At 72.0% G+C, this 22,769-nt stretch carries 24 protein-coding genes and 1 pseudogene; 14 read left to right on the forward strand and 11 right to left on the reverse strand.

What is annotated here, in order from left to right; all coding sequences use genetic code 11:
- Positions 1-4 precede the first annotated feature (4 nt).
- The 3 genes from ACGF4F_RS20605 to ACGF4F_RS20615 form a co-directional block, all read right to left on the reverse strand.
- On the reverse strand, positions 5-721 hold the full coding sequence (locus ACGF4F_RS20605) for a thymidine kinase (RefSeq protein ID WP_357438688.1): 717 nt from the start codon (positions 719-721) through the stop codon (positions 5-7).
- A gap of 87 nt (positions 722-808) precedes the next feature.
- Positions 809-2,200: an MFS transporter gene (locus ACGF4F_RS20610; protein ID WP_393079210.1), complete on the reverse strand. Its 1,392-nt coding sequence runs from the start codon at positions 2,198-2,200 to the stop codon at positions 809-811.
- 14 nt (positions 2,201-2,214) lie between these two features.
- A complete protein-coding gene (locus ACGF4F_RS20615; RefSeq protein ID WP_357438683.1) occupies positions 2,215-2,982 on the reverse strand; it encodes a glycerophosphodiester phosphodiesterase family protein in 768 nt (255 codons plus the stop codon).
- 99 nt (positions 2,983-3,081) lie between these two features.
- On the opposite strand from ACGF4F_RS20615, the gene ACGF4F_RS20620 reads away from it, so the two are divergent.
- Positions 3,082-3,537, forward strand: coding sequence for a helix-turn-helix domain-containing protein (locus ACGF4F_RS20620; protein WP_357438680.1), 456 nt, complete (start codon positions 3,082-3,084; stop codon positions 3,535-3,537).
- Positions 3,530-3,901, forward strand: a complete 372-nt coding sequence (locus tag ACGF4F_RS20625; protein ID WP_357438677.1) for a DUF4180 domain-containing protein — start codon at positions 3,530-3,532, stop codon at positions 3,899-3,901. The genes ACGF4F_RS20620 and ACGF4F_RS20625 overlap by 8 nt, the downstream gene beginning before the upstream one ends.
- 31 nt (positions 3,902-3,932) lie before the next feature.
- On the opposite strand, the gene ACGF4F_RS20630 is transcribed toward ACGF4F_RS20625, so the two are convergent.
- Positions 3,933-4,712, reverse strand: coding sequence for a lysophospholipid acyltransferase family protein (locus tag ACGF4F_RS20630; RefSeq protein WP_357438674.1), 780 nt, complete (start codon positions 4,710-4,712; stop codon positions 3,933-3,935).
- Between the two features lie 176 nt (positions 4,713-4,888).
- Between ACGF4F_RS20630 and ACGF4F_RS20635 the strand changes: the two genes are divergently transcribed.
- Genes ACGF4F_RS20635 through ACGF4F_RS20645 form a run of 3 tightly spaced genes read left to right on the forward strand, consistent with a single transcriptional unit; the run spans position 4,889 to position 8,411 of the window.
- Positions 4,889-6,301, forward strand: coding sequence for a cytochrome ubiquinol oxidase subunit I (locus ACGF4F_RS20635; RefSeq protein WP_357438671.1), 1,413 nt, complete (start codon positions 4,889-4,891; stop codon positions 6,299-6,301).
- A gap of 14 nt (positions 6,302-6,315) precedes the next feature.
- Positions 6,316-7,314: a cytochrome d ubiquinol oxidase subunit II gene (gene cydB, locus ACGF4F_RS20640; protein WP_393079215.1), complete on the forward strand. Its 999-nt coding sequence runs from the start codon at positions 6,316-6,318 to the stop codon at positions 7,312-7,314.
- 59 nt (positions 7,315-7,373) lie between these two features.
- Positions 7,374-8,411: an NAD(P)H-dependent flavin oxidoreductase gene (locus tag ACGF4F_RS20645; RefSeq protein WP_393079218.1), complete on the forward strand. Its 1,038-nt coding sequence runs from the start codon at positions 7,374-7,376 to the stop codon at positions 8,409-8,411.
- A 5-nt stretch (positions 8,412-8,416) separates the two neighbouring features.
- On the opposite strand, the gene ACGF4F_RS20650 is transcribed toward ACGF4F_RS20645, so the two are convergent.
- Positions 8,417-9,097: a hypothetical protein gene (locus ACGF4F_RS20650; RefSeq protein WP_357438662.1), complete on the reverse strand. Its 681-nt coding sequence runs from the start codon at positions 9,095-9,097 to the stop codon at positions 8,417-8,419.
- Positions 9,098-9,252: 155 nt separating this feature from the next.
- Here ACGF4F_RS20650 and ACGF4F_RS20655 point away from each other — a divergent pair, with 155 nt between their 5' ends.
- Positions 9,253-9,981: an SDR family NAD(P)-dependent oxidoreductase gene (locus ACGF4F_RS20655; protein WP_393079221.1), complete on the forward strand. Its 729-nt coding sequence runs from the start codon at positions 9,253-9,255 to the stop codon at positions 9,979-9,981.
- A 53-nt stretch (positions 9,982-10,034) separates the two neighbouring features.
- Here the strand turns inward: ACGF4F_RS20655 and ACGF4F_RS20660 are convergent, their stop codons facing one another.
- The 3 genes from ACGF4F_RS20660 to ACGF4F_RS20670 all read right to left on the reverse strand — a co-directional run bounded on the left by ACGF4F_RS20660 (position 10,035) and on the right by ACGF4F_RS20670 (position 13,062).
- Positions 10,035-10,160 carry a hypothetical protein gene (locus tag ACGF4F_RS20660; RefSeq protein WP_274534520.1) on the reverse strand — a complete coding sequence of 42 codons (126 nt, stop codon included), beginning with the start codon at positions 10,158-10,160 and terminating at the stop codon, positions 10,035-10,037.
- Positions 10,157-11,569, reverse strand: coding sequence for an OFA family MFS transporter (locus ACGF4F_RS20665; RefSeq protein ID WP_357438656.1), 1,413 nt, complete (start codon positions 11,567-11,569; stop codon positions 10,157-10,159). Before ACGF4F_RS20665 ends, ACGF4F_RS20660 begins: the two co-directional genes overlap by 4 nt.
- Positions 11,570-11,823: 254 nt before the next feature.
- Positions 11,824-13,062 (reverse strand): MFS transporter, encoded by a 1,239-nt coding sequence (locus tag ACGF4F_RS20670; protein ID WP_393079224.1) that lies wholly within the window; start codon positions 13,060-13,062, stop codon positions 11,824-11,826.
- 460 nt (positions 13,063-13,522) lie between these two features.
- Here ACGF4F_RS20670 and ACGF4F_RS20675 point away from each other — a divergent pair, with 460 nt between their 5' ends.
- The 4 genes from ACGF4F_RS20675 (at position 13,523) to ACGF4F_RS20690 (ending at position 17,056) form a co-directional block, all read left to right on the forward strand.
- On the forward strand, positions 13,523-15,325 hold the full coding sequence (locus tag ACGF4F_RS20675; protein ID WP_393079227.1) for a CocE/NonD family hydrolase: 1,803 nt from the start codon (positions 13,523-13,525) through the stop codon (positions 15,323-15,325).
- 261 nt (positions 15,326-15,586) lie between these two features.
- Positions 15,587-15,712 (forward strand): hypothetical protein, encoded by a 126-nt coding sequence (locus tag ACGF4F_RS20680; RefSeq protein WP_393079230.1) that lies wholly within the window; start codon positions 15,587-15,589, stop codon positions 15,710-15,712.
- Between the two features lie 73 nt (positions 15,713-15,785).
- Positions 15,786-16,793 carry a tyrosine-type recombinase/integrase gene (locus ACGF4F_RS20685; protein WP_393079233.1) on the forward strand — a complete coding sequence of 336 codons (1,008 nt, stop codon included), beginning with the start codon at positions 15,786-15,788 and terminating at the stop codon, positions 16,791-16,793.
- Between the two features lie 62 nt (positions 16,794-16,855).
- Positions 16,856-17,056, forward strand: coding sequence for a hypothetical protein (locus ACGF4F_RS20690; protein WP_357438645.1), 201 nt, complete (start codon positions 16,856-16,858; stop codon positions 17,054-17,056).
- 6 nt (positions 17,057-17,062) lie between these two features.
- Here ACGF4F_RS20690 and ACGF4F_RS20695 read toward each other — a convergent pair whose 3' ends face one another.
- From ACGF4F_RS20695 to ACGF4F_RS20705, 3 genes and pseudogenes are all read right to left on the reverse strand, one after another.
- Positions 17,063-17,602, reverse strand: a complete 540-nt coding sequence (locus ACGF4F_RS20695) for a DUF6194 family protein (protein ID WP_357438642.1) — start codon at positions 17,600-17,602, stop codon at positions 17,063-17,065.
- 72 nt (positions 17,603-17,674) lie between these two features.
- Positions 17,675-17,872 carry a hypothetical protein gene (locus tag ACGF4F_RS20700; RefSeq protein WP_393079347.1) on the reverse strand — a complete coding sequence of 66 codons (198 nt, stop codon included), beginning with the start codon at positions 17,870-17,872 and terminating at the stop codon, positions 17,675-17,677.
- A 53-nt stretch (positions 17,873-17,925) separates the two neighbouring features.
- Positions 17,926-18,030: pseudogene (locus ACGF4F_RS20705) on the reverse strand (hypothetical protein); the annotation flags it as partial.
- A gap of 471 nt (positions 18,031-18,501) precedes the next feature.
- Between ACGF4F_RS20705 and ACGF4F_RS20710 the strand changes: the two are divergent.
- From ACGF4F_RS20710 to ACGF4F_RS20725, 4 genes are all read left to right on the forward strand, one after another.
- A complete protein-coding gene (locus tag ACGF4F_RS20710) occupies positions 18,502-19,101 on the forward strand; it encodes a DUF998 domain-containing protein (RefSeq protein WP_393079236.1) in 600 nt (199 codons plus the stop codon).
- Between the two features lie 7 nt (positions 19,102-19,108).
- A complete protein-coding gene (locus tag ACGF4F_RS20715) occupies positions 19,109-20,365 on the forward strand; it encodes a sensor histidine kinase (protein WP_393079239.1) in 1,257 nt (418 codons plus the stop codon).
- 2 nt (positions 20,366-20,367) lie between these two features.
- A complete protein-coding gene (locus tag ACGF4F_RS20720; protein ID WP_393079344.1) occupies positions 20,368-21,066 on the forward strand; it encodes a response regulator in 699 nt (232 codons plus the stop codon).
- A 114-nt stretch (positions 21,067-21,180) separates the two neighbouring features.
- The gene (locus ACGF4F_RS20725; protein ID WP_393079242.1) at positions 21,181-22,764 is read left to right on the forward strand and encodes a metallophosphoesterase family protein; all 1,584 of its coding nucleotides are present in this window, start codon (positions 21,181-21,183) and stop codon (positions 22,762-22,764) included.
- Positions 22,765-22,769 lie beyond the last annotated feature (5 nt).

A 22,769-nucleotide genomic window follows, 5' to 3' on the forward strand; every position in this document is an offset into this window, starting at 1 on the left:
GCGCTCAGGCGCGCGGGCCGAGGTCCCCGGAGCGGTAGTGCCGGCGGCAGAGCACCTGGTAGCGCACGTCGGCGTCGTCCACGGTGTCGCCGATGACGACCTGCTCGCCCTCGCGGACCACCCGCCCGTGCACGACCCGGGCGTTGAGCAGCCCTTCCCGGCCGCACCAGCAGAGCACCTCGACCTGGATCCGGGCCACCTCGTCGGCGAGTTCGAACAGCCGCTGCGCGGCCGGGAAGAGGCAGGAGCGGAAGTCGGTGGCCAGGCCGAACGCGTACACGTCGACGTCGTACTCGTCGACCAGCTCGGCCATCTGCTCGACATGCTCCAGGTTGTAGAAGGAGGCCTCGTCGCAGATCAGGTAGTCGACGCGTACCCCGTCGGCGAGCGCGTCGCGGACCAGATCGCGCAGGTCGAGCTCGTCGGTGACCTCGATGGCGGCGTGCGCCAGGCCGATGCGGGTGGTGACCTGCGGGCCGAGTGACCGGTCGATGCGGGTGGTGACCAGGCCGCGGCGGCCCTGCCGGGCGTGGTTGTAGTTCATCTGCAGGGCCATCGTGGACTTGCCGCAGTCCATCGGCCCCCAGAAGAACTTCAGCGCGGCGGCGTGCAGCGGCCGCCCGTCGCCGCCACGGGCGGCGGCGCAGCCACCGGCACGGTCGGTGCCGGGGCCGGAGAGGGGCCGGGCCAGGCAGATCGGGGCGGCGGCGTTGTCGGTCACGTCGGGGCAGCCTAGTCCATCGACGCGAGAGGATCTTGCTGGTGCGCGGGCCGGGATGTCGTGCCCGGCCCGCGCGTCCGGCCCGGGCTACAGCACCCGGGGCGGGGTGTTGCCGGCGGCGACGATGGCCCGGCGGATCGGCACCGCGGCGAGCAGCGCGAACCCGAGCACGAAGAAGATCAGCAGGGAGACCAGGCCCACCCGGTACGAGGCGGTGAGCTGGAACACCAGCCCGAAGGCGAGCGGCCCGAGCCAGCTGGTGCCCTTGTCGCTGATCTCGTAGAAGCCGTAGTACTCGCCTTCCTTGCCGGCGGGGATGAGCTGGCTGAACAGCGACCGGCTCAGCGCCTGGCTGCCGCCGAGCACCAACCCGATGCAGCCGCCGAGCACCATGAACGGCAGCGGCGCCTCGGCGGGCAGCCGGAACGCGGCGATGATCACGGCGGTCCACAGCACCAGGGACAGCAGCACGGTCTTCCAGGCGCCGATGCGCCGCGCGAGGGCGCCGAGGGCGAGCGCGCCGCCGAAGGCGAGGAACTGCACCAGCAGGATCGTCACGATCAGGGTGCCCTGCTCCAGCTTCAACTCCTCGGTGCCGTACTGGCTGGCCAGGGTAATGACGGTCTGGATGCCGTCGTTGTAGATTAGGAAGGCGAGCAGGAAGAACAGCGTCAGCGGGTACGCCTTGATCTCCCGCAGGGTGCGGCCGAGCTGCTTGAACCCGTCGGTCAGCACGTTGCCGCCGGCGTGCAGCGCCGCGGCGGTGGGGTGTTCGCGCAGCCAGCGCAGCGGCAGCAGGGTGAACGCGGCCCACCACACGCCGGCCGAGACGATCGACCAGCGGGCCAGGTCCAGGGTGCGCTGCGGGTTGCCCTCCTCGCTGAGCATGCTGACCGCGACCAGGTTCAGCGCGAGCAGCAGCCCGCCGCCGAGGTAGCCGATGGCCCAGCCGCGGCTGGAGATGGCGTCGCGGTCGTCGGGGCCGCCGAGCTGCGGCAGGAACGAGTTGTAGACGACGACGGCCGCGCCGAAGGAGATGTTGGCGATCAGGAACAGCGCCCCGCCGAGCAGGTACCGCTCGCCGGTGACGAAGGCGAACACGATGGTCGCCCCGGCTCCGGTGAACGCCGCGGCGGCCAGCAGCTGCTTCTTGTGCGCCGACCGGTCGGCGATCGCCCCGATCACCGGCAGCACGAACACGGTGAGGAACACCGACAGCGAGATCAGGTACGGGTAGTAGGAGCCGGCGGCGACCCGGATGCCCAGCGGGTGCACGTACCCGTGGCAGCTGTCGGCGCCCAGCTCGCAGCCGGCGGCCAGCTCGGTGACGGTGGTGAGGAACGGCCCGAGGAACACCGTGATCACGGTGGTCTGGAAGGCGGAGTTCGCCCAGTCGTAGAAGTACCAGCCGGTGCGCTCGCGGCGGGTGCTGCCCGGCTGGGCGGGCTCGGCGACGGCGGGGGTGACCGTTTCGGCCATCGGGGTCCTTCGTCTCAGGCGGCCCAGTGGCCGCGGCTGCGGTAGACGTCGCGCAGCACGCCGACGTGATCGGTCATGATGCCATCCACACCAAGATCAAGTAAGTCGTGCATGTCGGCAGGTTCGTCGATCGTCCAGACGTGCACCTGCAACCCGATCCGGTGGCAGTACGCGAGGAACCGCCGGTCGACCACGGGGATGCGCCCGTACCGGACGGGCACCTGGGCGGCGACCACGGACGGGGGCAGCCGCAGCGACCGCCCGTGCAGGGAGGCCATCCGCAGCCGGGCCACCCCGCGCATGCCGAGGCTGGTGGCGACCTTCGCCCCGGCGAGGGCACGCAGCCGGGTCAGCCGGGCGTCGCTGAACGAGGCGAGCAGCACCCGGCCGCCGGCGCCGGCCCGGGTGACCGTGTCGACGGTCGGTGCGACGCCGCCGTCGGCCTTGACGTCGATGTTGAACCGGACCTCCGGCCAGGCGGCGAGCACCTCGTCGAGGCGGGGCACGAGGGCGGCGCCGCCGACGCGTATCGAGGCGAGGTCGGCCCAGCGCAGGTCGGCGATGCGGCCCCGTTCGCCGGTGACCCGGCGCAGGGTGGGGTCGTGGAAGATCACCGCCACGCCGTCGGCGGTGGCGTGCACGTCGGTCTCCACGTACCGGTAGCCGAGGGCGACGGCCCGGGCGAACGCGGCGGCGGTGTTCTCGTCGCCGTCGGCCGCGCCGCCGCGGTGGGCGAAGGCCAGCGGTGCGGGGGCGTCCAGGTAGCCGTGACGGGGCTGCACGCCGGAAGTATGCCGGGCCTCGGTGGCGTCCCGGTGACCGGCCGACGTCGCCCCAACGAACTTCCCTATCCTTCCCCATCATGCCTAAGATGGGGCACGATGAGTAATGACATGTACTCGGTCGAGCAGGTGGCCGAGCTGCTCGGGCTGCACGTACGCACCGTGCGCGGCTACATCCGCGCCGGCCGGCTGCGCGCGGCGCGGATCGGCAAGCAGTACCGGATCTCCCGCGCCGACCTCGACGCGCTGACCGGGCGGCCCGCGCCGGCGCCGCCCACCGGTACGCCGGCGCTGGAGGTGTCGAGCATCGTGCAGGTCGACGGCGTCGACCGGGCCGCCGCCGACCGGCTCGCCACGCTCGTGCTCGCCGGCGTCAACACCGGCCACGACCCGACGCGCCCGCTGCGCGTCCAGACCGTCCACGACGAGGAGCGCCACCGTATGAAGATCATTGTGCTGGGCGACGCCGCTGCCACCGCCGAGCTGCTGCGCCTGCTCGACGCGGTCCTGCAGGGCGGCAACGGCCTGCTCGCGGGGGAGGTCCGGGATGCCTGACGTGCTGCAGGAGCGGGCCGGGGTGGCGGTGCTGGTGTGCGACCCGGCGGGCCCGCCGGTGACCACCACGCAGGAGGCCCTCGACCTGATCGGCGGTGCGGCCTTCGGCGGCGCCGAGGTGGTGGCCGTGCCGGCGGACCGGCTCGACCCGCGCTTCTTCTCCCTCGGCACCCGCTTCGCCGGGGAGATCATGCAGAAGTTCGTGAACTACCGGCTGCGGCTGGTCGTGGTCGGGGACATCACCCGGCACCTCGCGGCCAGCGCGGCACTGCGGGCGCTGGTGGCCGAGTCCAACCGCCACGACCACGTCTGGTTCCTGCCCGACCTGGCCGCGCTCGACGCCCGGCTGGCCGCCGCCACCTGACCCCTGCGGCCCCGGGCGCTCACGCGCGCGGTCACCGGCCCGGCCGGCGGCGACGGTGGGCGCGAGCCGTGTCGGCCGGGCGGCCGGGGTCCACGTGGCGGGGCCAGTACGGCTCGTCGGGGCGCAGCCGCGCCAGGTTGTCGGTGATCGCGTCGATGATCCGGTCGGTGGCCCGCCGGGCGGCTCCGGGCGTGCCGGGATTCAGGTGGCTCAGGACCACCGGGGTGCCGAAGTGCACCCGGATCACCGGTCGCCGCACGACCGCCCGGGCGACGGCGCGCAGCAGGCCCTTGGGCGCCCGGTACGGCAGCACCTCGTGGGAGCCCCACTGGGCGACCGGCACGACGGGGGCGCCGCTGGCGAACGCGAGCCGGGCGGCGCCGGTCTTGCCGCGTTCGGGCCACATCCCGGGGTCCAGCCCGATGCGCCCCTCCGGGTAGAGCAGCACCACCGAACCGCCGGCCACGGCCGCCGCGGCGGCCTCCAGGGACTGGTGCACGGCGCTGGTGCCCCGGTCGACCCGGATGTGCCCGGCGCGGCGCATCAGCGGGCCGAGCACCGGGGCGCGGAACAGCCCGCCGGTGGCCATGATCCGCGGGGCGACGCCCCGGGCCCGGCAGGCGGCGGCGAGGACCACGGGGTCGAAGGGGTTGATGTGGTTGGCGGCCAGGATCAGCGGCCCGTGGCGCAGGCCGGCCGGCACCTCGCCGGTGACCTCGAGGCGGCCGAGCAGGCCGACGACGACGCGGGCGAGCAGCTGCGCGGCGCGCCACAGCAGCGGCGCCCGCCAAGGGGTGGTCGGGGTCTCCATCAGTGCTGGATGGTCGCACGCGTCGGGGTGGGCGCGAGACCCGATCCCGGGCCGTGCGGCACAGGTGATCAAGGTCATTGGTCCCGGGCCGGTTCGGGACCGCCGGCCCTGCCGATTCGTCTACGACGCCGAGTAGTATTTACTACGTCCCGTAGTACGCACAGCTGGGGGTTTCAGTGGACGCGTTGGACGTCGCCCGCTGGCAGTTCGGTGTCACCACCGTCTACCACTTTCTCTTCGTGCCGTTGACCATCGGCCTGTCCGTGCTGGTGGCGATCCTCCAGACCATGTGGCACCGCACCGGCAAGGAGCGGTACCTCAAGCTCACCAAGTTCTACGGCAAGCTCTTCCTCATCAACTTCGCGATGGGCGTGGTCACCGGCATCGTGCAGGAGTTCCAGTTCGGCATGAACTGGTCGGACTACTCCCGCTTCGTCGGCGACATCTTCGGCGCGCCGCTGGCCATCGAGGCCCTCGTCGCGTTCTTCCTCGAGTCGACCTTCATCGGGCTGTGGATCTTCGGCTGGGACCGGCTGCCCAAGCGGCTGCACCTGGCCGCCATCTGGGCCGCCGCGATCGGCACCAACCTGTCCGCGTACTTCATCCTCGCCGCGAACTCCTTCATGCAGAACCCCGTCGGATACCGGGTCAACCCGAGCACCGGCCGCGCCGAACTGACCGACTTCTTCGCGGTGCTCACCAACAAGGTCGCCCTGATCACCTTCCCGCACACCCTGGCCGGGGCGTTCCTGGTCGCCGGGTCGCTGATCGTCGCCGTCGGCCTGTGGCACCTCATCCGCAACCGCGGCAGCGCCGACACCGACGCCTACCGCTTCGCCACCAAATTCGGCTCCTGGGTGGTGCTCGTCGCCTCCGCGGCGGTGCTGTTCACCGGCGACATCCAAGGCAAGATCATGACCGAGGTGCAGCCGATGAAGATGGCCGCCGCCGAAGGCCTCTACACCACCGAGAGCCCCGCCTCGTTCTCGGTACTCACCGTCGGCAGCCTCGACGGCAGCCGCGAGGTCTTCGCCCTCAAGATCCCGTACCTGCTGTCGTTCCTCGGCACCGGCGACCCCAACGGCACCGTGCAGGGCATCAACGACCTGCAGGCCCAGTACGCCGCCCAGTACGGCGCCGGCAGCTACACCCCGATCATCCCGGTCACCTACTGGAGCTTCCGCTTTATGATCGCCCTCGGCCTGGCCGCCGCCGCGATCGCCCTGATCGTGCTCTGGACCCAACGCAAGGGCCGCACCCCGACCAGCCGGTGGCTGCTGCGCGCCGGCCTCGTCATGCCGCTGCTGCCGCTGCTGGCCAACTCCTTCGGCTGGATCTTCACCGAGATGGGCCGCCAACCGTGGATCGTCTTCGGCGAGATGCTCACCCGCAACGGCGTGTCCCGCAGCGTCTCGCTGACCGAGGTGCTCACCTCGTTCACCGCGTTCACCCTCATCTACGCCACCCTCGCCGTGGTCGAGTTCAAGCTGCTGGTCCGCTACGCCAAGGCCGGCGTACCCGACCTCACCCCGCAACCCGCCGACGACGACACCGACGACGCCGAGCGCCCGCTGGCGTTCGCCTACTGACCCCGGAGCCCATCGTGGAACTGACCACCGTCTGGTTTCTCCTCGTCGCCGTGCTCTTCACCGGCTACTTCATCCTCGAAGGCTTCGACTTCGGCGTCGGCATGCTGCTGCCCGTCCTCGGCCGCGACGACCGGGAACGCCGCGTCCTGATCAACACCATCGGCCCGGTCTGGGACGGCAACGAGGTCTGGCTGATCACCGCCGGCGGCGCCATGTTCGCCGCCTTCCCCGAGTGGTACGCCACCCTCTTCTCCGGCTTCTACCTGCCGCTGCTGCTGATCCTGCTCGCCCTGATCGCCCGCGGGGTCGCCTTCGAATACCGGCACAAGCGCCCCGAGGCGTCCTGGAAGCGCCGCTGGGACCAGGCCATCTTCTTCGGCTCGCTGCTGCCGGCGATCCTCTGGGGCGTCGCCTTCGCCAACATCCTGCGCGGCGTGCCACTTTCCGCCGACCACGAGTACGTCGGCGGCCTGCTCGACCTGCTGCACCCGTACGCCCTGCTCGGCGGGGTGACCACCCTGGGCCTGTTCCTCACCCACGGCGCGATGTTCCTCGCCCTGAAGACCACCGGCGACATCCGCGCCCGCGCCGGCACCCTCGCCGTCAAACTCGGCGCCGGCACCGCCGTGGTGGCGGTGGCCTTCCTGGCCTGGACCCTGTCCATCCGCTCCAGCGCGGCCGCCGTCGTGCTCGCCGCCGGCGCCGCCCTCGCCCTGCTCGGCGGTGTCGCCGCCGCCCGGGTACGCCGGGAGGGCTGGGCGTTCACCGGCACCGCCGTGGCGATCGGCCTGGCCGTGGCGACCCTGTTCGCCGCGCTGTTCCCCAACGTGCTGCCGTCCACCCTGGACGCCGCCGGCACCCTGACCGCCAGCAACGCCGCCTCCACCCCCTACACCCTGAAGATCATGACCTGGGTGGCGGTGGTGTTCACCCCGATCGTGCTGGCCTACCAGGGCTGGACGTACTGGGTGTTCCGCAAGCGCATCGGCGTGGCCAACATCCCACAACACTGAGCCCGCACGCGGGGCCGGGACGACCCGTCGCCCCGGCCCCGCGCACTACAGTGAGCCGAGTGACCGACGCACCGTGGACCCGCCTGTCCGGCAGCGCGACCCCGCTCGTCGGCGCCCCGATGGGCGGCGGCGCCACCACCCCGGCCCTGGTACGGGCCGTCACCGCAGCCGGCGGCTTCGGCTTCCTCCCGGCCGGCTACAAGACCCCCGACGCGGTCGCCGCCGACCTGGCCGACCTGGCCGCCACCGGCACCCCGTGCGGGGTGAACCTGTTCGTGCCCGGCCCCGCCGAGATCGACGAGACCACCTTCCGCCGGTACGCCCGGCAGATCGCCGCCGAGGGCGAACCGTACGACCTCGACCTGGCCGACGCGCCGCTGGTCCACGACGACGACCACTGGCCCGACAAGATCGACCTGCTGGTGCGGCACCCGGTGCCGCTGGTCAGCTTCACCTTCGGGCTGCCCGACCCGGCGGCCCTCGCGGCGCTGCGCCGCGCCGGCTCCCGGGTGCTGGTCACCGTCACCTCGGTCGCCGAGGCGCTCGCCGCCCGCGACCTCGGCGTCGACGGGCTGGTCGCCCAGGGCACCGAGGCGGGCGGGCACAGCGGCACCCACACCCCACGCCGGCCCGCCCCGCCCACCTCCACCCGAGCACTCGTCCGCGACGTCGCCGCCGCCACCGGGCTGCCCGTGGTGGCCGCCGGCGGCGTCGCCGGCCCCACCGACGTACGCGACCTGCTCGCCGCCGGCGCGGCCGCGGTGGCCGTCGGCACGCTGCTGCTGCGCACCGACGAGAGCGGAGCCAGCCGCACCCACCGCGACGCCCTGGCCGACCCGGCCCGCACCAGCACCGTGCTCACCCGCGCCTTCACCGGCCGACCCGCGCGGGGCCTGCGCAACACCTTCATCGACCGGTACGAGCCGACCGCCCCGCTCGGCTACCCCGAGCTGCACCACCTGACCCGGGGCATGCGCGCGGCGGCCGCCGACGCCGGCCACCCCGACCGGGTGCACCTGTGGGCCGGCACCGGCTACCGGCACGCCGGCACCGGCCCGGCCGCCGCCGTGGTCGAACGGCTGACCGCCGCGCTCTGAGGCCCCTAGTGCGCCTCGCGCAGCTCCGCCAGCCGGGCCTCGATCTCCGCCAGCTCCGCACGCAGCTTCTCCGCCTGCTGCTCCGCCTCCGCCCGCTCCGCCGCCAGGATCTGCTCCACCGCCTCCTGCACCCCCGGCACGTCCACCAGCGCCACCATCCGCAACGCCTCCGCCGGCTTCACCACGTACGGCTTGGCGAGGGCCTTCGCGCCCTGCTGCGCGGCCACCGTCCACTCACCCTCGGCGTACGCCAGGGTGACCGTCAGCCCGGCCGGGCTCTTCGGCTTCGCCGCCTTCACCGCCCGACGCGCCGGCTTGGCCTCCACCTGCTGCTCCACCTTCGGCTCCTCCCGGCGCGGCGCCGGCACCCGCGGCGTGTCCAGCACGAACTCCGGCTCCGCCGGCGCCGGCGGCTCCTCGACCTCCGGCTTCGGCTCCGCCGGCTTGCGGCCCGCGCCGCGCGGCGCCATCGCCACGTCGGCGGGGGAGAAGGGCAGCTCGTCGCGGCCGAACCGCACCACCACGAACTCCTCGGACACCTCCGGATCGGTCAGCTCCACCACCTGGCCGACCTGACCCGCCATCTGACCCGCCGCCGCCGTGAACACCACCTTCGGTTTACGGCCCGCGGCCAACGCCTCCCGAATCCCCTGCACCTCGTCAGTGGACAAACCCTGGCCCGCCATCACACGCCCTCTTCCGTACACACGTTTGATTGCAGCCTTGATACCAGCCGGCTGCGACACGGGGAAGATCAGCCCCCCGTGTGATCTTCCCCGCCGCAGGCCAGGGCCGGCCACGGTAACGTCGGCCCAGCAGCCACAGCAGGGGAGGGGCAACAGTGGATCCGGTCACCGTCGTCACCGGCGGCAGCCGCGGCATCGGCGCCGCCACCGCCCGCCGCCTCGCCGCCGGCGGGCACCACGTCGCCGTCGGCTACCGCCGCGACCACGACGCCGCCGCGGCTGTCCTCGCCGACATCCACGCCGCAGGCCGCCAAGGCGTCGCCGTGCCCGCCGACACCACCGACCCCGACCAGGTCGCCGCCCTCTTCGACGCCGCCGCCGACCTCGGCCCCCTCACCGGCCTGGTCAACAACGCCGGCGTCACCAGCCCGATCGGCCCGTTCACCGAGCTGCGCCTCGACGACCTGCGTCGGGTCGTCGACGTCAACCTCATCGGATACGTGCTGTGCGCGCAGCAGGCCGCCCGCCGGATGACCCGCGGCAGCGCCATCGTCAACGTCTCCTCCGCCGCCGCCACCCTCGGCAGCCCCGGTGAATACATCCACTACGCCGCCGTCAAGGCCGCCACCGACACCCTCACCGTCGGCCTGGCCAAGGAACTCGCCCCGCAGGGCATCCGGGTCAACGCCGTCGCCCCCGGCATCATCCGCACCGACATCCACGCCCTGTCCGGCGTTCCCGACCGCCCCGACACCGCCGCCGGCCGCATCCCGCTCGGCCGCGCCGGCGAACCCGACGAGATCGCCGGCGCCATCGCCTTCCTCCTCGGCCCCGACGCCTCCTACACCACCGGCGCCGTCCTGCGCATCGCCGGCGGCCTCTGACCCACGCGCCCGCGGCCCGGGGCGTGCTGCCCGGGGCCGCCCGTCCTAAGGCCTCAGCTGGTGAACAGCTTCGCCGCGGTGATCACCGTCTGCACCACCCCGTAGCCCAGCAGCACCGACACCACCAGCCAGGAGACCACCAACCGGGCCTGCTGCCCCCGCGGGTTGCCCTCGCTCATCGCGTACCGCTCCTCTCCGCCACCACATCCTCGACCACGTCCCGGCCCGCCGCCGGCTCGTGGAACCGCTCCGGCACCGGCCGGATCAACAGGTTCGCCACGAACCCCACCGCCAGCACCCCGACCATCGTGAACAACGCCGGCCGATACGCCGCCGCCGTCAACGTCCCCGGCTTGCCCTGGGCGTCCAGGAACCCGTTCACGATCAGCGGCCCGGCGACCCCCGCCGCCGACCACGCCGTCAACAGCCGGCCATGGATCGCCCCCACCTGGAACGTGCCGAACAGATCCCGCAGATACGCCGGTACCGTCGCGAACCCACCCCCGTAGAACGACAGGATCACGCACGCCAGCAGCACGAACAACGCCGTCGCCGCGTGCCCGACCACGGCCAGCAGCACATACAGCACCATCCCGACACCCAGATACACCAGATAGATCGGCTTACGGCCGATCACGTCCGACGTCGACGACCACACGAACCGGCCGCCCATGTTGAACAGCGACAGCAGCCCCACGAACCCGCCGGCCGCCGCCACCGACACCGACGACGTCCCACCGTCGCGGAAGAAGTCCTGGATCATCGGGCTGGCCTGCTCCAGGATCCCGATACCAGCGGTCACGTTGCAGAACAACACCACCCACAGCAACCAGAACGACCGGGTCCTCACCGCATTCGCCGCCGACACGCTCGCCGTGGTCACCAGCGGCTTCGCCGCCACCCGCGCCGGATCGAACCCCGCCGGCCGCCAGCCCGCCGCCGGCACCCGCACGTTGAACACCCCGAACATCATGATCACGAAGTAGCCGACGCCCAACGTCACGAACAACCACACCAGCGCCGCCCCCGACGCCGTCGAGGCCGCGTTCGCCGGGTCGTACCCCGCGTCGTAGAACGACAGCAACTGCCGGGACAGGGGAGAGGCCACCATCGCCCCACCACCGAACCCCATGATCGCCAACCCCGTCGCCAGGCCCGGCCGGTCCGGAAACCACTTGATCAACGTGGAGACGGGGGAGATGTACCCGATCCCCAGACCGATCCCACCCAGCACCCCGTACCCGAGATACAGCAGCCACAACTGCCGCGTCGCGATGCCCAACGCACCGACCAGGAACCCGGCCGCCCAGAAACACGCCGACACGAACATCGCCTTCCGCGGCCCGCTCGCCTCCACCCACGTGCCCGCCACCGCCGCCGACAACCCCAGCATCACGATCGCGATGCTGAAGATGACCCCGACTGCCGTCTGGCTCGCGCCGAAATGAGCGATCAGCGAGGTCTTGTACACGCTCGTCGCGTAGACCTGCCCGATGCAGAGATGGATCGCCAACGCCGCCGGCGGAATCAGCCAACGGCTGTACCCCGGCGGCGCGACGGTGTGCCGACGATCGAGTGCGGAAAGCATGCTGCTTCCTCCCCGGAAGAGGCCGAGAAACGTCGCCCCTACATGCCCCCACCGCACTCCGCGCCCAAACCCACCACGCGCCGGACGGTCGAAACCGTGAGCCGAACGGTCGGGGCGCTTCCTCCCCGGCCGCGCCACCCGACCCCGTCAGGACGCCCTGCCGCCAGCAGGTCACCGTGCGACACGTCGCCGGGAGCAAGGCCATCTCGCCCCAAGCCGCCGAGTGGGTCAGGCGCCCCGGCAAGGCAGGCCGCTCATGGCGACACGGATCGCCGGCGCCGCTGACCCACCACCGCGATCCAGGAGGCCACGGCAGCGGCCAGCGGGGCGATCAGAAAGCCGAACACCGGCCGCCCCACCGCATCCACCAGCGCCCCGCCCGCCGCCGCGCCACCCGCGCTGCCGACCGAGAACGCGGTCGCCGCCCAGGCGAACGCCTCGGCCACCGTGCCCGCCGGTGCCGCCTCGTCGATCACCACGAAGGCGATGGTCAACAGCGGCGGCAACGCGAGACCGCTGACCGCCATCAGCACCAGCATCACCGCCGGCGCCGGAGTCAGCAGCAACGGCAGGTAACCGACCGCGAACACGCCGATGGCGCGGGGGAGCGTGGCGTGCCGGCGCAGCCCGGCGAAACGCACGTACAGCAGGCCCCCGACCAACGCCCCGGTCGCCTGCGCGGCCAGCAGCCAGCCCGCCCAGGACCTGGCTCCGGCCGACTCGGCATACCCGGCCACGGCGACGGTCACGCTCCCTACCGCCGCTCCGACCAGCAACAGCGCACCGAGAGTCAACCGCAGCCGGCCGGCCCGCAGCGGCCCCGCCCAGTGTCGCGGCGCCGGCTCGCCCCGCCAGCGCCGCACCGCGTCGGTCGTGGCGAACCAGACGGTGCCGACACCCTGCACGAGCGCGGCCGCGGCCAGACCACCGGCCGGACCGACCAATCCCACGGCGCCGAGCGTGACCACCGGACCAAGAATAAAGATCACTTCCTGCACTGCGATGTCCAGGGTGTACGCGGTCTGCACCTGGTGCGCGGGAAGCAGGTCGCGCCAGAGCACCCGCAGGCACGACTCGAACGGCGGCGCGCCCGCCCCGGCCAGCCCGGCCGCGAACACCGTCACCGCAAGATTGACGTGCGCGGCGGTGAGCGCGAAACCGACCGTCGACGCGGTCATGGCCAGCCACAGCACCGGCGGCTGGCGCCAACGGTCCGCCATGCGGGCGAGCATCGGCTGCCCGACCGCGGTACCGGCGGTGAACGCGGCGACCAGTAGGCCCGCGACGGTCAGCGTCATCGTCTCCCGGGCGAACACCAGCAGGGCGAGCGGAGCCGCGCCGAGCGGAATCCGGCCGAGCATGCTGGCGGCCAGGACCCGGGCGGTCCGTGGCGCGCGGAGCACCGCCGCGGCCGAGGTGTCGGCCGAGCGTGGAGGGATTGCGGAGGAACCGCCCGCGGGCGGGATCAGATGGGTGTTGTCGGACACGGGCATGACGAGACGCTCCCGGGAGGTGGGGAATTGACCGGACGGTGGGCGCAGGAGCGGGCCCGGTCAGGGAGCGAAGTCGGAGCGATCGTGGTCGCTGCCGTACAGCGGCAGGTCCGGCGTGGTCCAGCGACCGTACGCGGCGGCGACGGCTTCGAGGGGGACCACGCGAGCAGTCTACGTCCCGACGCGCGCGTGAGGAACCGGTGGCCGAAGCCGACGAACTCGCCGGAACAGTCGGCACAGCACGACATCTGTCGTAACGGACAAGAGGCCCTCCGCTACGGATGGTCATTGACCCGCTCGATCAATATCGACCACGCTGTATCAACCATGTGTCTCTGGAGCTGACGGAGGTAGGGACATGGGAGTTGTACGGCGATTGCTAGCCGTCGGAACTGTCGTCGGGGCGGTGATCATGAGTGCGCCCGCCTCGGCGAGCGCGACAGCGGACACCCCCGGGATCGTGATCGAAAACGGTGTGACCCAACCGGTCTTCTCCTACGCCGAGGCGATCCAGGAGGTCGTCTACGTCGAGGCGCCGATGGACAGTGACGCCGACGGCCGCCGGGATCTGATCGAGGTCGACGTCATCCGGCCGGCCGAGACCAAGGCGGGCCTCCGGGTCCCCACCATCATGGAGGCCAGCCCCTACTACGGCCGGGACCCCGGCGACCCGCTGCCGGACAAGACCCGCGGATTCCCCGGCTGGTGGGACGAGTACTTCGTCCCCCGGGGCTACGCCGTCGTCCAAGTGGAGATGCAGGGCACCTCACGGTCCTTCGGCTGCCCGACCACCGGCGGACCCGAGGACACGATCAGCATCAAGGCGGTCGTCGACTGGCTCAACGGCCGCGCGCCGGGCTTCCACCACGACGGCAGCGCGGCGGTCGCCGACTGGAGCACCGGGAACGTGGGGATGCAGGGCGTGTCCTACGTCGGCACCCTGCCCAACGCGGTCGCCACCCAGGGCGTACCCGGCCTGCGGACCGTGGTGCCCATCTCCGCGATCTCCAGCTGGTACCGGTACGTGAACGACCAGGGGATCGCCTGGTCGACCTGGAGCGAGAACGTCAACTTCCGGTACACCGAGTACCTCGCCGACTACGTCTCCGTCGGCCGGACGCTACCGGGTTCCGCGTCGGCGCCGGCCTGCGAGTCGGTCATCACCGGGCTCGGCGACGCCGAGCAGGCCAGCGCCTCCGACTTCACCCCGTTCTGGCAGCAGCGGAACTACCTGCCCGACGCCAACAAGATCAAGACAGCGGAGACGTCCGTGTTCATGGTGCACGGCCTCACCGATTTCAACGTCAAGACCATGCACTTCGCCGATCTGTGGCGTGAGGTCGAGAAGCGCCAGATGCCGCGCAAGATCTGGCTCCACCGCGGCGCGCACGTGAACCCGACCAGCTTCCGGCTCCCCGAGTGGCAGGCGGTCATGCACAGGTGGATGGACCACTGGCTGTACGACATCCCCAACGGGATCATGGACGAGCCGATGGCGGACATCCAGCGTCCCGACGGCACCTGGGAAACCCACTCGACCTGGCCGGACGCCGCCGCCGAGAAGGTGGACCTGCGCTTCGGTCCGACGACGGCCGACGCGGCGGGCACCCTGTCGCTCAACGCGCCGAAGGGCAACCCCTCGCAGAGCTTCGTCGACCAGATCGAGTCGCAGGCAGTCAAGATCGGTAACGCGGAGCAGACCAAGCCCGGCCGGCTCGCGTACGTGACCCCACCGCTCGCTGCGGACGTACGCCTCTCCGGCACGCCGGAGCTGGCGGTCCGGATGTCGACGACGGCCGGGACGGCGCTGCTGTCGGCCCTCCTCGTCGACTACGGCGCGGGACCGACCGTCACCGTGGCGGGCAAGGAACCGCTGGAGGTGGTGCAGGAGTCCTGCGAGCCCGCGGACCTGGCCGATCGGACCGGGTGCGCCGAGCCGATGGAGGCGAGCGTCGCGATCACGCCGGAGCGCGTCCTGGCCTGGGGCCACATCGACGTGAAGAACTCGCCCGACATTCGGCGGAGCCACGCGCTGACGCCGGGCGAGGAGTACAACGTGCGGTGGAAGACCCTCCCGTCCGAGCACGTCATCCCGGCCGGACACCGGATCGGCGTCGTCATCACCGGCAACTACAACGCGAACCCGACGTCCAACCGCCCGGCGCGCGACGCGGCCGCGGTGGGCAGCCAGGTCACCGTGTACCTGAATGGCAGTGCGCTGACGCTGCCCGTCGTGGGGGGCACCGGCCGCCTGGGCTTCTGACCAGGAAGTCCGTTGTTGACTGCCTGAACGAGCGGGCGGTCCCTCACCAGGGCTTGCAACCGAGGTGAGGGACCACCCGCTAGGTGGCGCGTCACGCCGCCTGAACACGCTTCCGCTGACATTCGATAATGCACATTATGTCAAGTAAGACCGACGGGCCCTTCCCTGACAGGGTATTCGGCGAGCCAGGCGGGCGCGGCCCGGATGATCTTCAAGGGGCCGGTCGGCCGTTCCGCGCCAGCCGCCCCGCCCGTACCCGTGGTGAACAGGCGCAAGGTCATCGTCGCAGGGCTCGGGATCGTCGCCGCCGAACTGGTCGCCAGTGCCTGGCTGAGCGGCTGGCGGGCGACCCGCCGAGCCCGGCACGACGTGGCCGACCCCGCCTGACTGCCGGCGGCTGCGCCCTGCTCCCCCTGCTGGCGGCGTGACCCGAACGCGAAAATCATGCATAATATGCCTTATGCATGACAAACCGGACGAGTCGGTCGGGCGATTGATCGAGGAGTTCCTGACCGCCCGGGCCACCCGCAAGCCCTCCCCCCACACCCTCGCCGCGTACCGGCGGGACCTCACCACCATCGCGGCCCTGGTCAGCGAGGACGAAACCACTCCCCTCCCCCTCGATCAACTGCCGATCACCGCCCTCTCCCCCCGGGTCATGCGGACGGCGTTCGCCCGGTTCGCCGCCCCGCGCGCCGCCGCCTCCGTACATCGGGCCTGGTCCACCTGGAACAGCTTCTTCACCTTCCTGGTGGCGGAGGGGGTCGTACCGGGAAATCCGATGCCGGCGGTGGGGCGGCCCCGCACCCCGCTCCCCCAGCCCAAGCCGCTGCGCGGCGAGGACACCCCGGAGGAACTCCTGGCCGCGGTGGCCCGGGACGACGGCCGGCAGCGCGACCCGTGGCCCGAGCGCGACCTGGCGGTGCTGTCGCTGGCGCTGTGCGCGGGGCTGCGCCTGTCGGAGCTGTTGGCGTTGCGGGTGGCGTCGTTGGCCGGCCGGCCCGGCGAGCGGCGGGTGGACGTGGCGGGCAAGGGCGGCCGCCCCCGGACCGTGCCGATCGAGTCGGGTGTGGATCGGGTGCTGGCGGACTACCTGGACAGTCGCCGGCGCCGGTTCGGCGCGCGCAGCGTACGGCCGGACTCGCCCTTGCTGGTGGACCGGCGGGGTGAGCCGTTGCGTCGGGGTGGCCTGCAGTATCTGGTGGAGTCCTGCTACCGGCGGGCGGGGATCGGTGACCGGGTGCCGCGGGGGGCGCGGCTGCACGCGTTGCGGCATACGTTCGCGACGCGGTTGGCGGAGGACGGGGCGAGCGCGGCGGAGATCATGCGGCTGCTGGGGCATGCGTCGTTGGCGTCGTCGCAGACGTACATCGAGGTGACGGCGGGTCAGCAGCGGGCGGCGGTGCGGTCGAACCGCACGAATCGTGCGTTGGCGGTGCTGGTGGGTGGGCGCGGCGACGATTCCTGATCGGGCGGGTGAGCTTCGCCGGTTCGGGGTGTCGTCGGGGGCTGGGGCGTGATGCTGCACGTATGCGAGAGGTAGCTGATGTCCCGATCGTGGGTGGGCCGGCCGACGGGCGGACCGCGACCGTGGAGCTGGACGATCGCGGCGACCCGCCGGCCGAGTTGCACCCCGGTGAGGTCGATGTGGTCGGCGACGGCCTGTACGTGCGGGAGCCGGTGGTCGGGTCGGGGCCGCCGTGGACGTACCACTGGCAGGCGGCCTCGTGACCGGGGTCAGTCGGGGCGGTGCCGGCGGTCGAGGGTGCGGCGGTGTCGTTGCAGCGCCCGGTCGTGGGCATAGGCGAGCAGCCGTTGGGTCTCGGTGAGGCTGGCGATGCCGGGGTTGAGGACGCACGCCCATCCGTGGGTGCCGTAGACGGGGTGGGGCTGGATCTCGTCGAGGGTGGTGGCGTCGAGCGAGGGCCGGTGGTCGGTGAACTGGGCGGGTGGGTAGCCGAAGTGGCGTTCGAACTCGGCGCGGCCGAGGTCGAGGTTGAGCCGGTAGACGCCGGGCCGGTCGAGGTGGGAGTTGTCGTCGAAGCCGGGCATGTCGTGTTCGGCGAGGGTGGCGAACGGCCGGCGGCGGTCGGGGCCGACGAAGAAGAACCGGTATCCCCAGCTCACGGGTGGGGCGCCCGAGGCTTCGTCGGCGACGATGACGGTGACCTCGGGCAGGGCGAGGATGCGGTCGGCGATCTCGTCGGCGGTCGGTGCGGGTCCGGCGAGGTGCGGCGGGGCGTCGTGGGAGCGGCCGGGTGCGGGAGGGTTAGCCATGACCTCTACCGTATCGTTGACCCGCCCTTTGAGACTTTTCTGCTTGCCGGCCGGGAATCCTCGGCCGAACCTTCAAACCGCAGTGCATGTGTCGGCCGGCGGGGCTTGCCTGGTGGACTGCCGGGCGGCGGTGCGGCGCTGACGGGGCCCGATGGTCGTGGCGGTGGTGACGGCGAAGGCGCCGAGCAGCGCCAGCGCGGTGGCGGGGGCGAGCGCGGCCCAGGGGGCGCGTTCGACGTACGGCATGGCCTCGGCGAGCAGGAGTCCCATTCCGGGGTGGGTGGCTGGGCGCCGAGGCCGACGAAGCCGAGGGAGGCGATCGCCAGGGCGATGCCGGGCAGCCGTAGGACGGCGTGGCGGGTGACCGCGGGTAGCACCCCGGGTAGCACGTGGGTGCGGAGGATGCGGGTGGGGCTCGCCCCGAGCATGCGGCTGGCCTGCACGTGGCCGCTGCCGCGTTCGTCCTAGACGAGGGCGGCGGTGTGCGCGGCCAGTGGCGCCCAGGCGGTGGCGGCGACCGCGACGGCGGCGCCGGTGGTGCTCGGGCCGAGTGCCGCCGCGACCAGCAGTCCGGCGATCACGGGTGGGCAGCCGGCTGGTGACTGACCCAGTGCTTGGCTGTCGGCTCGCGTTTCAGGAGCGGGTGACGGCTACACCGATTGGTGTAGGCGGTACTCGATCGGCGTCGATCAAGGTGACATCCCTGGGATGACGCGACGCAGGCCGGGATTTCATAGCGTCGGAGCATTCCCGAGTGAGGAGGCTCCATGTTGAGCGCTGGCCCGGCCGACACTTCGCCGACATCCCCTGGACCACAGTCGATCGAGCCCGCAGCGGTGCCGGGCTCGGCGCGCACCGCCCGCCGGATTGCCGTGGAGGGCGTGCTAGGTGGGCTGGCCTTGCCGCTGATCGGCTTCGCTGTGGTCGACGTGATCAACCCGGATTGGAGCCCGGCCGAGGCGATGATCAGCCACTATGTGCACGCTCCGCGTGGCGGGTGGCTGGTTCCGCTCGGCGTGCTGGCCCTGGCTGTCGCTTCGGGGACACTGACGTGGCTGGCTGCTGCGTACACCCGCGGGCGTGCCGGTCTGGTGCTGCTCGGTGTCTGGACGTCTGCTCTGTTGGTCGCCGGCGTGTTTCCGGCCGACCCGCCCGGCCGCTGGGACAAGCCGCCGACTACGGCCGGCACGCTGCACGGCGTTGCCGGGCTGCTTGCCTTCGCGGTCCTGCCCGCAGCTGCGGTCGTGCTCAGCCGGGTGTGGCGCCGGGACTCCCGGTGGCGTTCGGTCGCCGGTGGGCTGGCCGTTACTACGGCGCTGTCAGTGGTCGCGTTCGTCCTGTTCATGATCACGTTCCTCGACGTGCAGGGCGGCCCCTCCTTGGCGGTCGGACCGTGGGCAACCATCACCGGTCTCGCCGAGCGGGTGATGGTGTGGGCCTACGTCGGCTGGCTCGCTGTCGCGGCGGGCGGGCTGCGCCGTATCGCGCGGGGAGGATAATCCTCTGATGACACAGGCGGCTGCATCGATGGAACGCTCCTCCACCGCGCTGCCTACGATGTGGACCGGGTTGCCGCGTTGGGCCGTCACCGCGGTCCTGGCCGTGCTGACCCTGGTCGGCGTGCCGACGGGAATCGCGCTCACCGGTGGCAGCGTGACCGTGTACGGCGCAGTTCCGCTGGCCGAGACCCTCGCCATTCTGGTGATGCTGCGTCGGCGGTGGCCCTTGGTCACTCTGCTCGCTTCGGTGGCGGCGGTGACGGCGATGCGGGGTGCCGGCCTGGTGGAGGGAGGTTGGGTCTGGCCGGCCACCGTCCTGTTCGCCCACGCTGTCATGATCGGGCGCATCGGCTGGGCTGTCGGCATCGGCGCGGTCGTTCTGGCCTATGCCGCCAGTTGGGAGTGGGCGGTGCTCGGGTACAGCCCGAATCTGGTGGTCGGCCGGGTCGGTGGCGAGGTGTTCTGGCTGGCTCTCGTGGTGACGATCGGTGTCGCGTACCGCAACCGGCGCGGCTGGCAGCAGGAACTGGCCGCCCGGGTAGCGCAATCCGCGTACGAACGCGAGCTTGACGCCCGGCGCCGGCGGGCGGAGGAGCGGGTACGGATCGCACGCGAGCTGCATGACCTGGTCTCGCACACCCTCGCCGTGGTCGGGGTGCACCTCAACGTGGCCTTGGACACGTTGGAGTCGGCGCCCGATGAGGCCAGGGACGCGCTCCAGTTGGCCCAGGACGTGCGCGGCAAGGCGATGGCGGACCTGCGGGCACTGGTCGATGTGTTGCGCGACGGGTCCGCGCCGACGATCGAGTCGCCGGCGGCCCAGTTGGACGGGCTGGCCATCCTCATCGAGCAGGTGCGTGCCGCCGGGATCGACGTGGAGCTGCAGGAGACCGGCGACCGGTCGGCGGTGCCCGCCCCGGTGGCGCTGGCCAGTTACCGGATCGTGCAGGAGGCGTTGACCAACACCGTCCGCCACGCTGGGGCAACCCGGGCCGTGGTGGCACTGTGCTACGAACAGGCCCGGGTCACCGTCACCGTCACCGACAACGGCACGTGCGCCAAGGTCGGCTGGACTGCCACCACCAGCGATATAGACCTCCCAAAGATCAGCGGACCGGCTGGCGAACCCGGGAACGCGGACTCCGCCGGGCATGGCATCGCCGGGATGCGTGAACGCGTCAACGCGCTCGGCGGTTCCCTGCGTGCCGGTCCAGCCGCCGAGTCCGGGTTCACGGTGCATGCGTCGATTCCGGTGACCGGGTGACCATGGCGATCACCGTGCTCCTCGCGGACGACCAGCACTTGGTTCGTTCCGGGTTCCGCAGTCTGCTCAAGCGGGACCGCGACATCGTCGTCCTCGGTGAGGCATCGACCGGGGACGAGGCAGTCCGCACCGCCCGGGCGCTGCGGCCCGACGTGGTGCTGATGGACATACGGATGCCGGGCATGGACGGGATCGCCGCCACCCGGCAGATCGTCGCCGACCGGCAACTGCAGGGCAGCCGGGTGGTCATCCTCACCACCTTCGAAACAGATGAGTACGTCTTCACCGCCCTGGCGGCAGGGGCAAGCGGGTTCCTCACCAAGGACATCGACCCGGAGGGCCTGCGCCGGGCCGTACGGGTCGTGGCGGCCGGTGAAGCGCTGCTCTCACCGGGCGTTACCCGCCGCGTGATTGCGCAACTCGCTCACCGGCCGGCGGCCGACACCGGTTCGGCGCGGCTCGCCGCACTCACGGAGCGCGAACGGGAGATCGTCCGGTTGGTGGCGAGCGGCCTGTCCAACGACGCCATCGCCGGTCACCTCGTGATCAGCCCACTGACGGTGAAAACCCACATCACTCGGGCCATCGCCAAGCTCGACGTCCGAGATCGAGTTCAGCTCGTGATTTTGGCCTACGAGACAGGTCTCGTCCGCCCGGGCTGGGCGGCCGCGCCGACCGAACAGCCACCGTCGGGCGGGTGACGACTCCTCAGCAGAACGGGAGGCTCGGCCTGCCGCGGTGGAGGTTCTCCTACTCGCGGGCCCGGACAGTGCCACGGGACGCAGCGCGGAGCGGGCGGCCCGCATACTCGTGCGGTGACGTTGCTGTGCGAACCGTACCTGCTCGACCCGCAGCCGGACGGAGTCCACGTGCTCTGGCACACCGAGCGCGCCGGCCGGTGCCAGGTCGTCCTGGTCGGCGGGGACGTGCCGGAGATGACCGAGCAGGCGGCGTACGCCGCCGCGACCGGTCCCGCCGAGTCCGGTGGCGGGTGGCGGCGGTTCCGCGCCGAGACCCGGCCCCTGTCGCGGATGCGGGAGGACGCCGAATCGTCGGTGCCGGGCCGGGCGTACGTCGGGGTGACCCGGCGCCCGGTGTACCGGCAGTTGGCCGAGGTCGGCGGGCTGCCGGCGGGGCGCCTGCCGTACCGTGTGGTGTCGATCGACGACGACGGACAGATCACCGTCACGGCCAGCTACAGCCTGGCTCCGGCGGTGCCGCCGGGACGACCGGTCCGGCTGCTGCTGACCAGCGACCACCAACTCATGCCGATGGTCCCGGCGAACCTGGCCCAGGTCGGCGAGACGGCCGGCACCGCCCTGGACGGCGTGCTGATGGCCGGTGACATGGTCAACGTGCCGGACCGGGCCAGCGACTGGTTCGACAGCACCCGCCGGCCGGCCTTCTTCGCCAGCTTCGCCGGCCGGGCGACCGGCCGCTGGCCGGGCGCGCCGATCCTGCCGAACAGCCCGCTCTACCCGGCCATCGGCAACCACGAGGTCATGGGGCGCTGGTCGGAGACCGGCTCGCTGGAGGAGCAGTTCAACGACGCCCGGCCCGACGACTGGGACGTCACCACCTACGGGGAGCTGTTTCCGGTGCCGCGCAGCGACGCGGGCGGGCCGCGCTGGTGGTCACGGACGATCGGCGACGTCCATCTGATCAGCCTGTTCGCCACGGCGGTGTGGCGTTCGCCGAAGCCGATCGGGCGGGGCAAGTTCCAGGAGGCCGCCCAGGACGTCGACCGCCCGCAGCGGTGGGGGCACGGCCAGTTCATCTTCGCACCGATCGCCCGCGGCTCGGCGCAGTACCGCTGGCTGGCGAACGAACTGGCGTCCCCCGCGGCCCGGGCGGCCCGGTACCGGGTGGTGATGTTCCACCACCCGAGCCACGGGCTCGGTCACCACTGCGCGCCGCCGTTCACCGACCCGGTGCCGACGGTGCGGCCGGGTGGGATCACCTACCACTATCCACTCGGCGACGACCACATCCTGCGCGACGTCGAGCCGCTGCTCAGCGCGGCGCAGGTCCACCTGGTCCTCAACGGACACTCACACGTGTGGAACCGGTTCCGCAACGCGGCCGGGGTGCACTGGCTGGAGACCTCCAACGTCGGCAACAGCTACGGCGCCTACGACGTCACGTCCGGCCGGTCGCGTGAGCTGCCGCCCGGGTACGTCCAGCAGGGCGACCCGGGTGGGTTGGCCCCGGTCGTCCCCACCGTCGCGCCGCTGACCGGCCCGGACGGCACCGCCCTGCCCTACGTGGCGAGCAACGAGATCACCGTGTTCACGCTGCTGGACACCGCCGACGGACTGGTCCGCTCGTATCGCTTCGACACCGCCGATCCGGCCGCCCGGGTGGTGCTGTTCGACGAGTTCCCCCTCGCCGGGGCGTAGCCACC

It is taken from the genome of Micromonospora sp. NPDC047740, assembly GCF_043204735.1.
In the GTDB taxonomy this organism is placed as follows: Bacteria; Actinomycetota; Actinomycetes; order Mycobacteriales; family Micromonosporaceae; genus Micromonospora.

What these genes read in the sequence shown, in the direction of transcription:
- ACGF4F_RS20715 (WP_393079239.1), top strand. Translation starts at nt 19,109, where the DNA reads ATGACACAGGCGGCTGCATCGATGGAACGCTCCTCCACCGCGCTGCCT.
- ACGF4F_RS20625 (WP_357438677.1), top strand. Translation starts at nt 3,530, where the DNA reads ATGCCTGACGTGCTGCAGGAGCGGGCCGGGGTGGCGGTGCTGGTGTGC.
- ACGF4F_RS20685 (WP_393079233.1), top strand. Translation starts at nt 15,786, where the DNA reads ATGCATGACAAACCGGACGAGTCGGTCGGGCGATTGATCGAGGAGTTC.
- ACGF4F_RS20610 (WP_393079210.1), bottom strand. Translation starts at nt 2,200, where the DNA reads ATGGCCGAAACGGTCACCCCCGCCGTCGCCGAGCCCGCCCAGCCGGGC.
- ACGF4F_RS20650 (WP_357438662.1), bottom strand. Translation starts at nt 9,097, where the DNA reads ATGGCGGGCCAGGGTTTGTCCACTGACGAGGTGCAGGGGATTCGGGAG.
- ACGF4F_RS20665 (WP_357438656.1), bottom strand. Translation starts at nt 11,569, where the DNA reads ATGCTTTCCGCACTCGATCGTCGGCACACCGTCGCGCCGCCGGGGTAC.
- ACGF4F_RS20720 (WP_393079344.1), top strand. Translation starts at nt 20,368, where the DNA reads ATGGCGATCACCGTGCTCCTCGCGGACGACCAGCACTTGGTTCGTTCC.
- ACGF4F_RS20695 (WP_357438642.1), bottom strand. Translation starts at nt 17,602, where the DNA reads ATGGCTAACCCTCCCGCACCCGGCCGCTCCCACGACGCCCCGCCGCAC.
- ACGF4F_RS20670 (WP_393079224.1), bottom strand. Translation starts at nt 13,062, where the DNA reads ATGCCCGTGTCCGACAACACCCATCTGATCCCGCCCGCGGGCGGTTCC.
- ACGF4F_RS20620 (WP_357438680.1), top strand. Translation starts at nt 3,082, where the DNA reads ATGAGTAATGACATGTACTCGGTCGAGCAGGTGGCCGAGCTGCTCGGG.
- ACGF4F_RS20690 (WP_357438645.1), top strand. Translation starts at nt 16,856, where the DNA reads ATGCGAGAGGTAGCTGATGTCCCGATCGTGGGTGGGCCGGCCGACGGG.
- ACGF4F_RS20630 (WP_357438674.1), bottom strand. Translation starts at nt 4,712, where the DNA reads ATGGAGACCCCGACCACCCCTTGGCGGGCGCCGCTGCTGTGGCGCGCC.
- ACGF4F_RS20660 (WP_274534520.1), bottom strand. Translation starts at nt 10,160, where the DNA reads ATGAGCGAGGGCAACCCGCGGGGGCAGCAGGCCCGGTTGGTGGTCTCC.
- ACGF4F_RS20700 (WP_393079347.1), bottom strand. Translation starts at nt 17,872, where the DNA reads ATGGGACTCCTGCTCGCCGAGGCCATGCCGTACGTCGAACGCGCCCCC.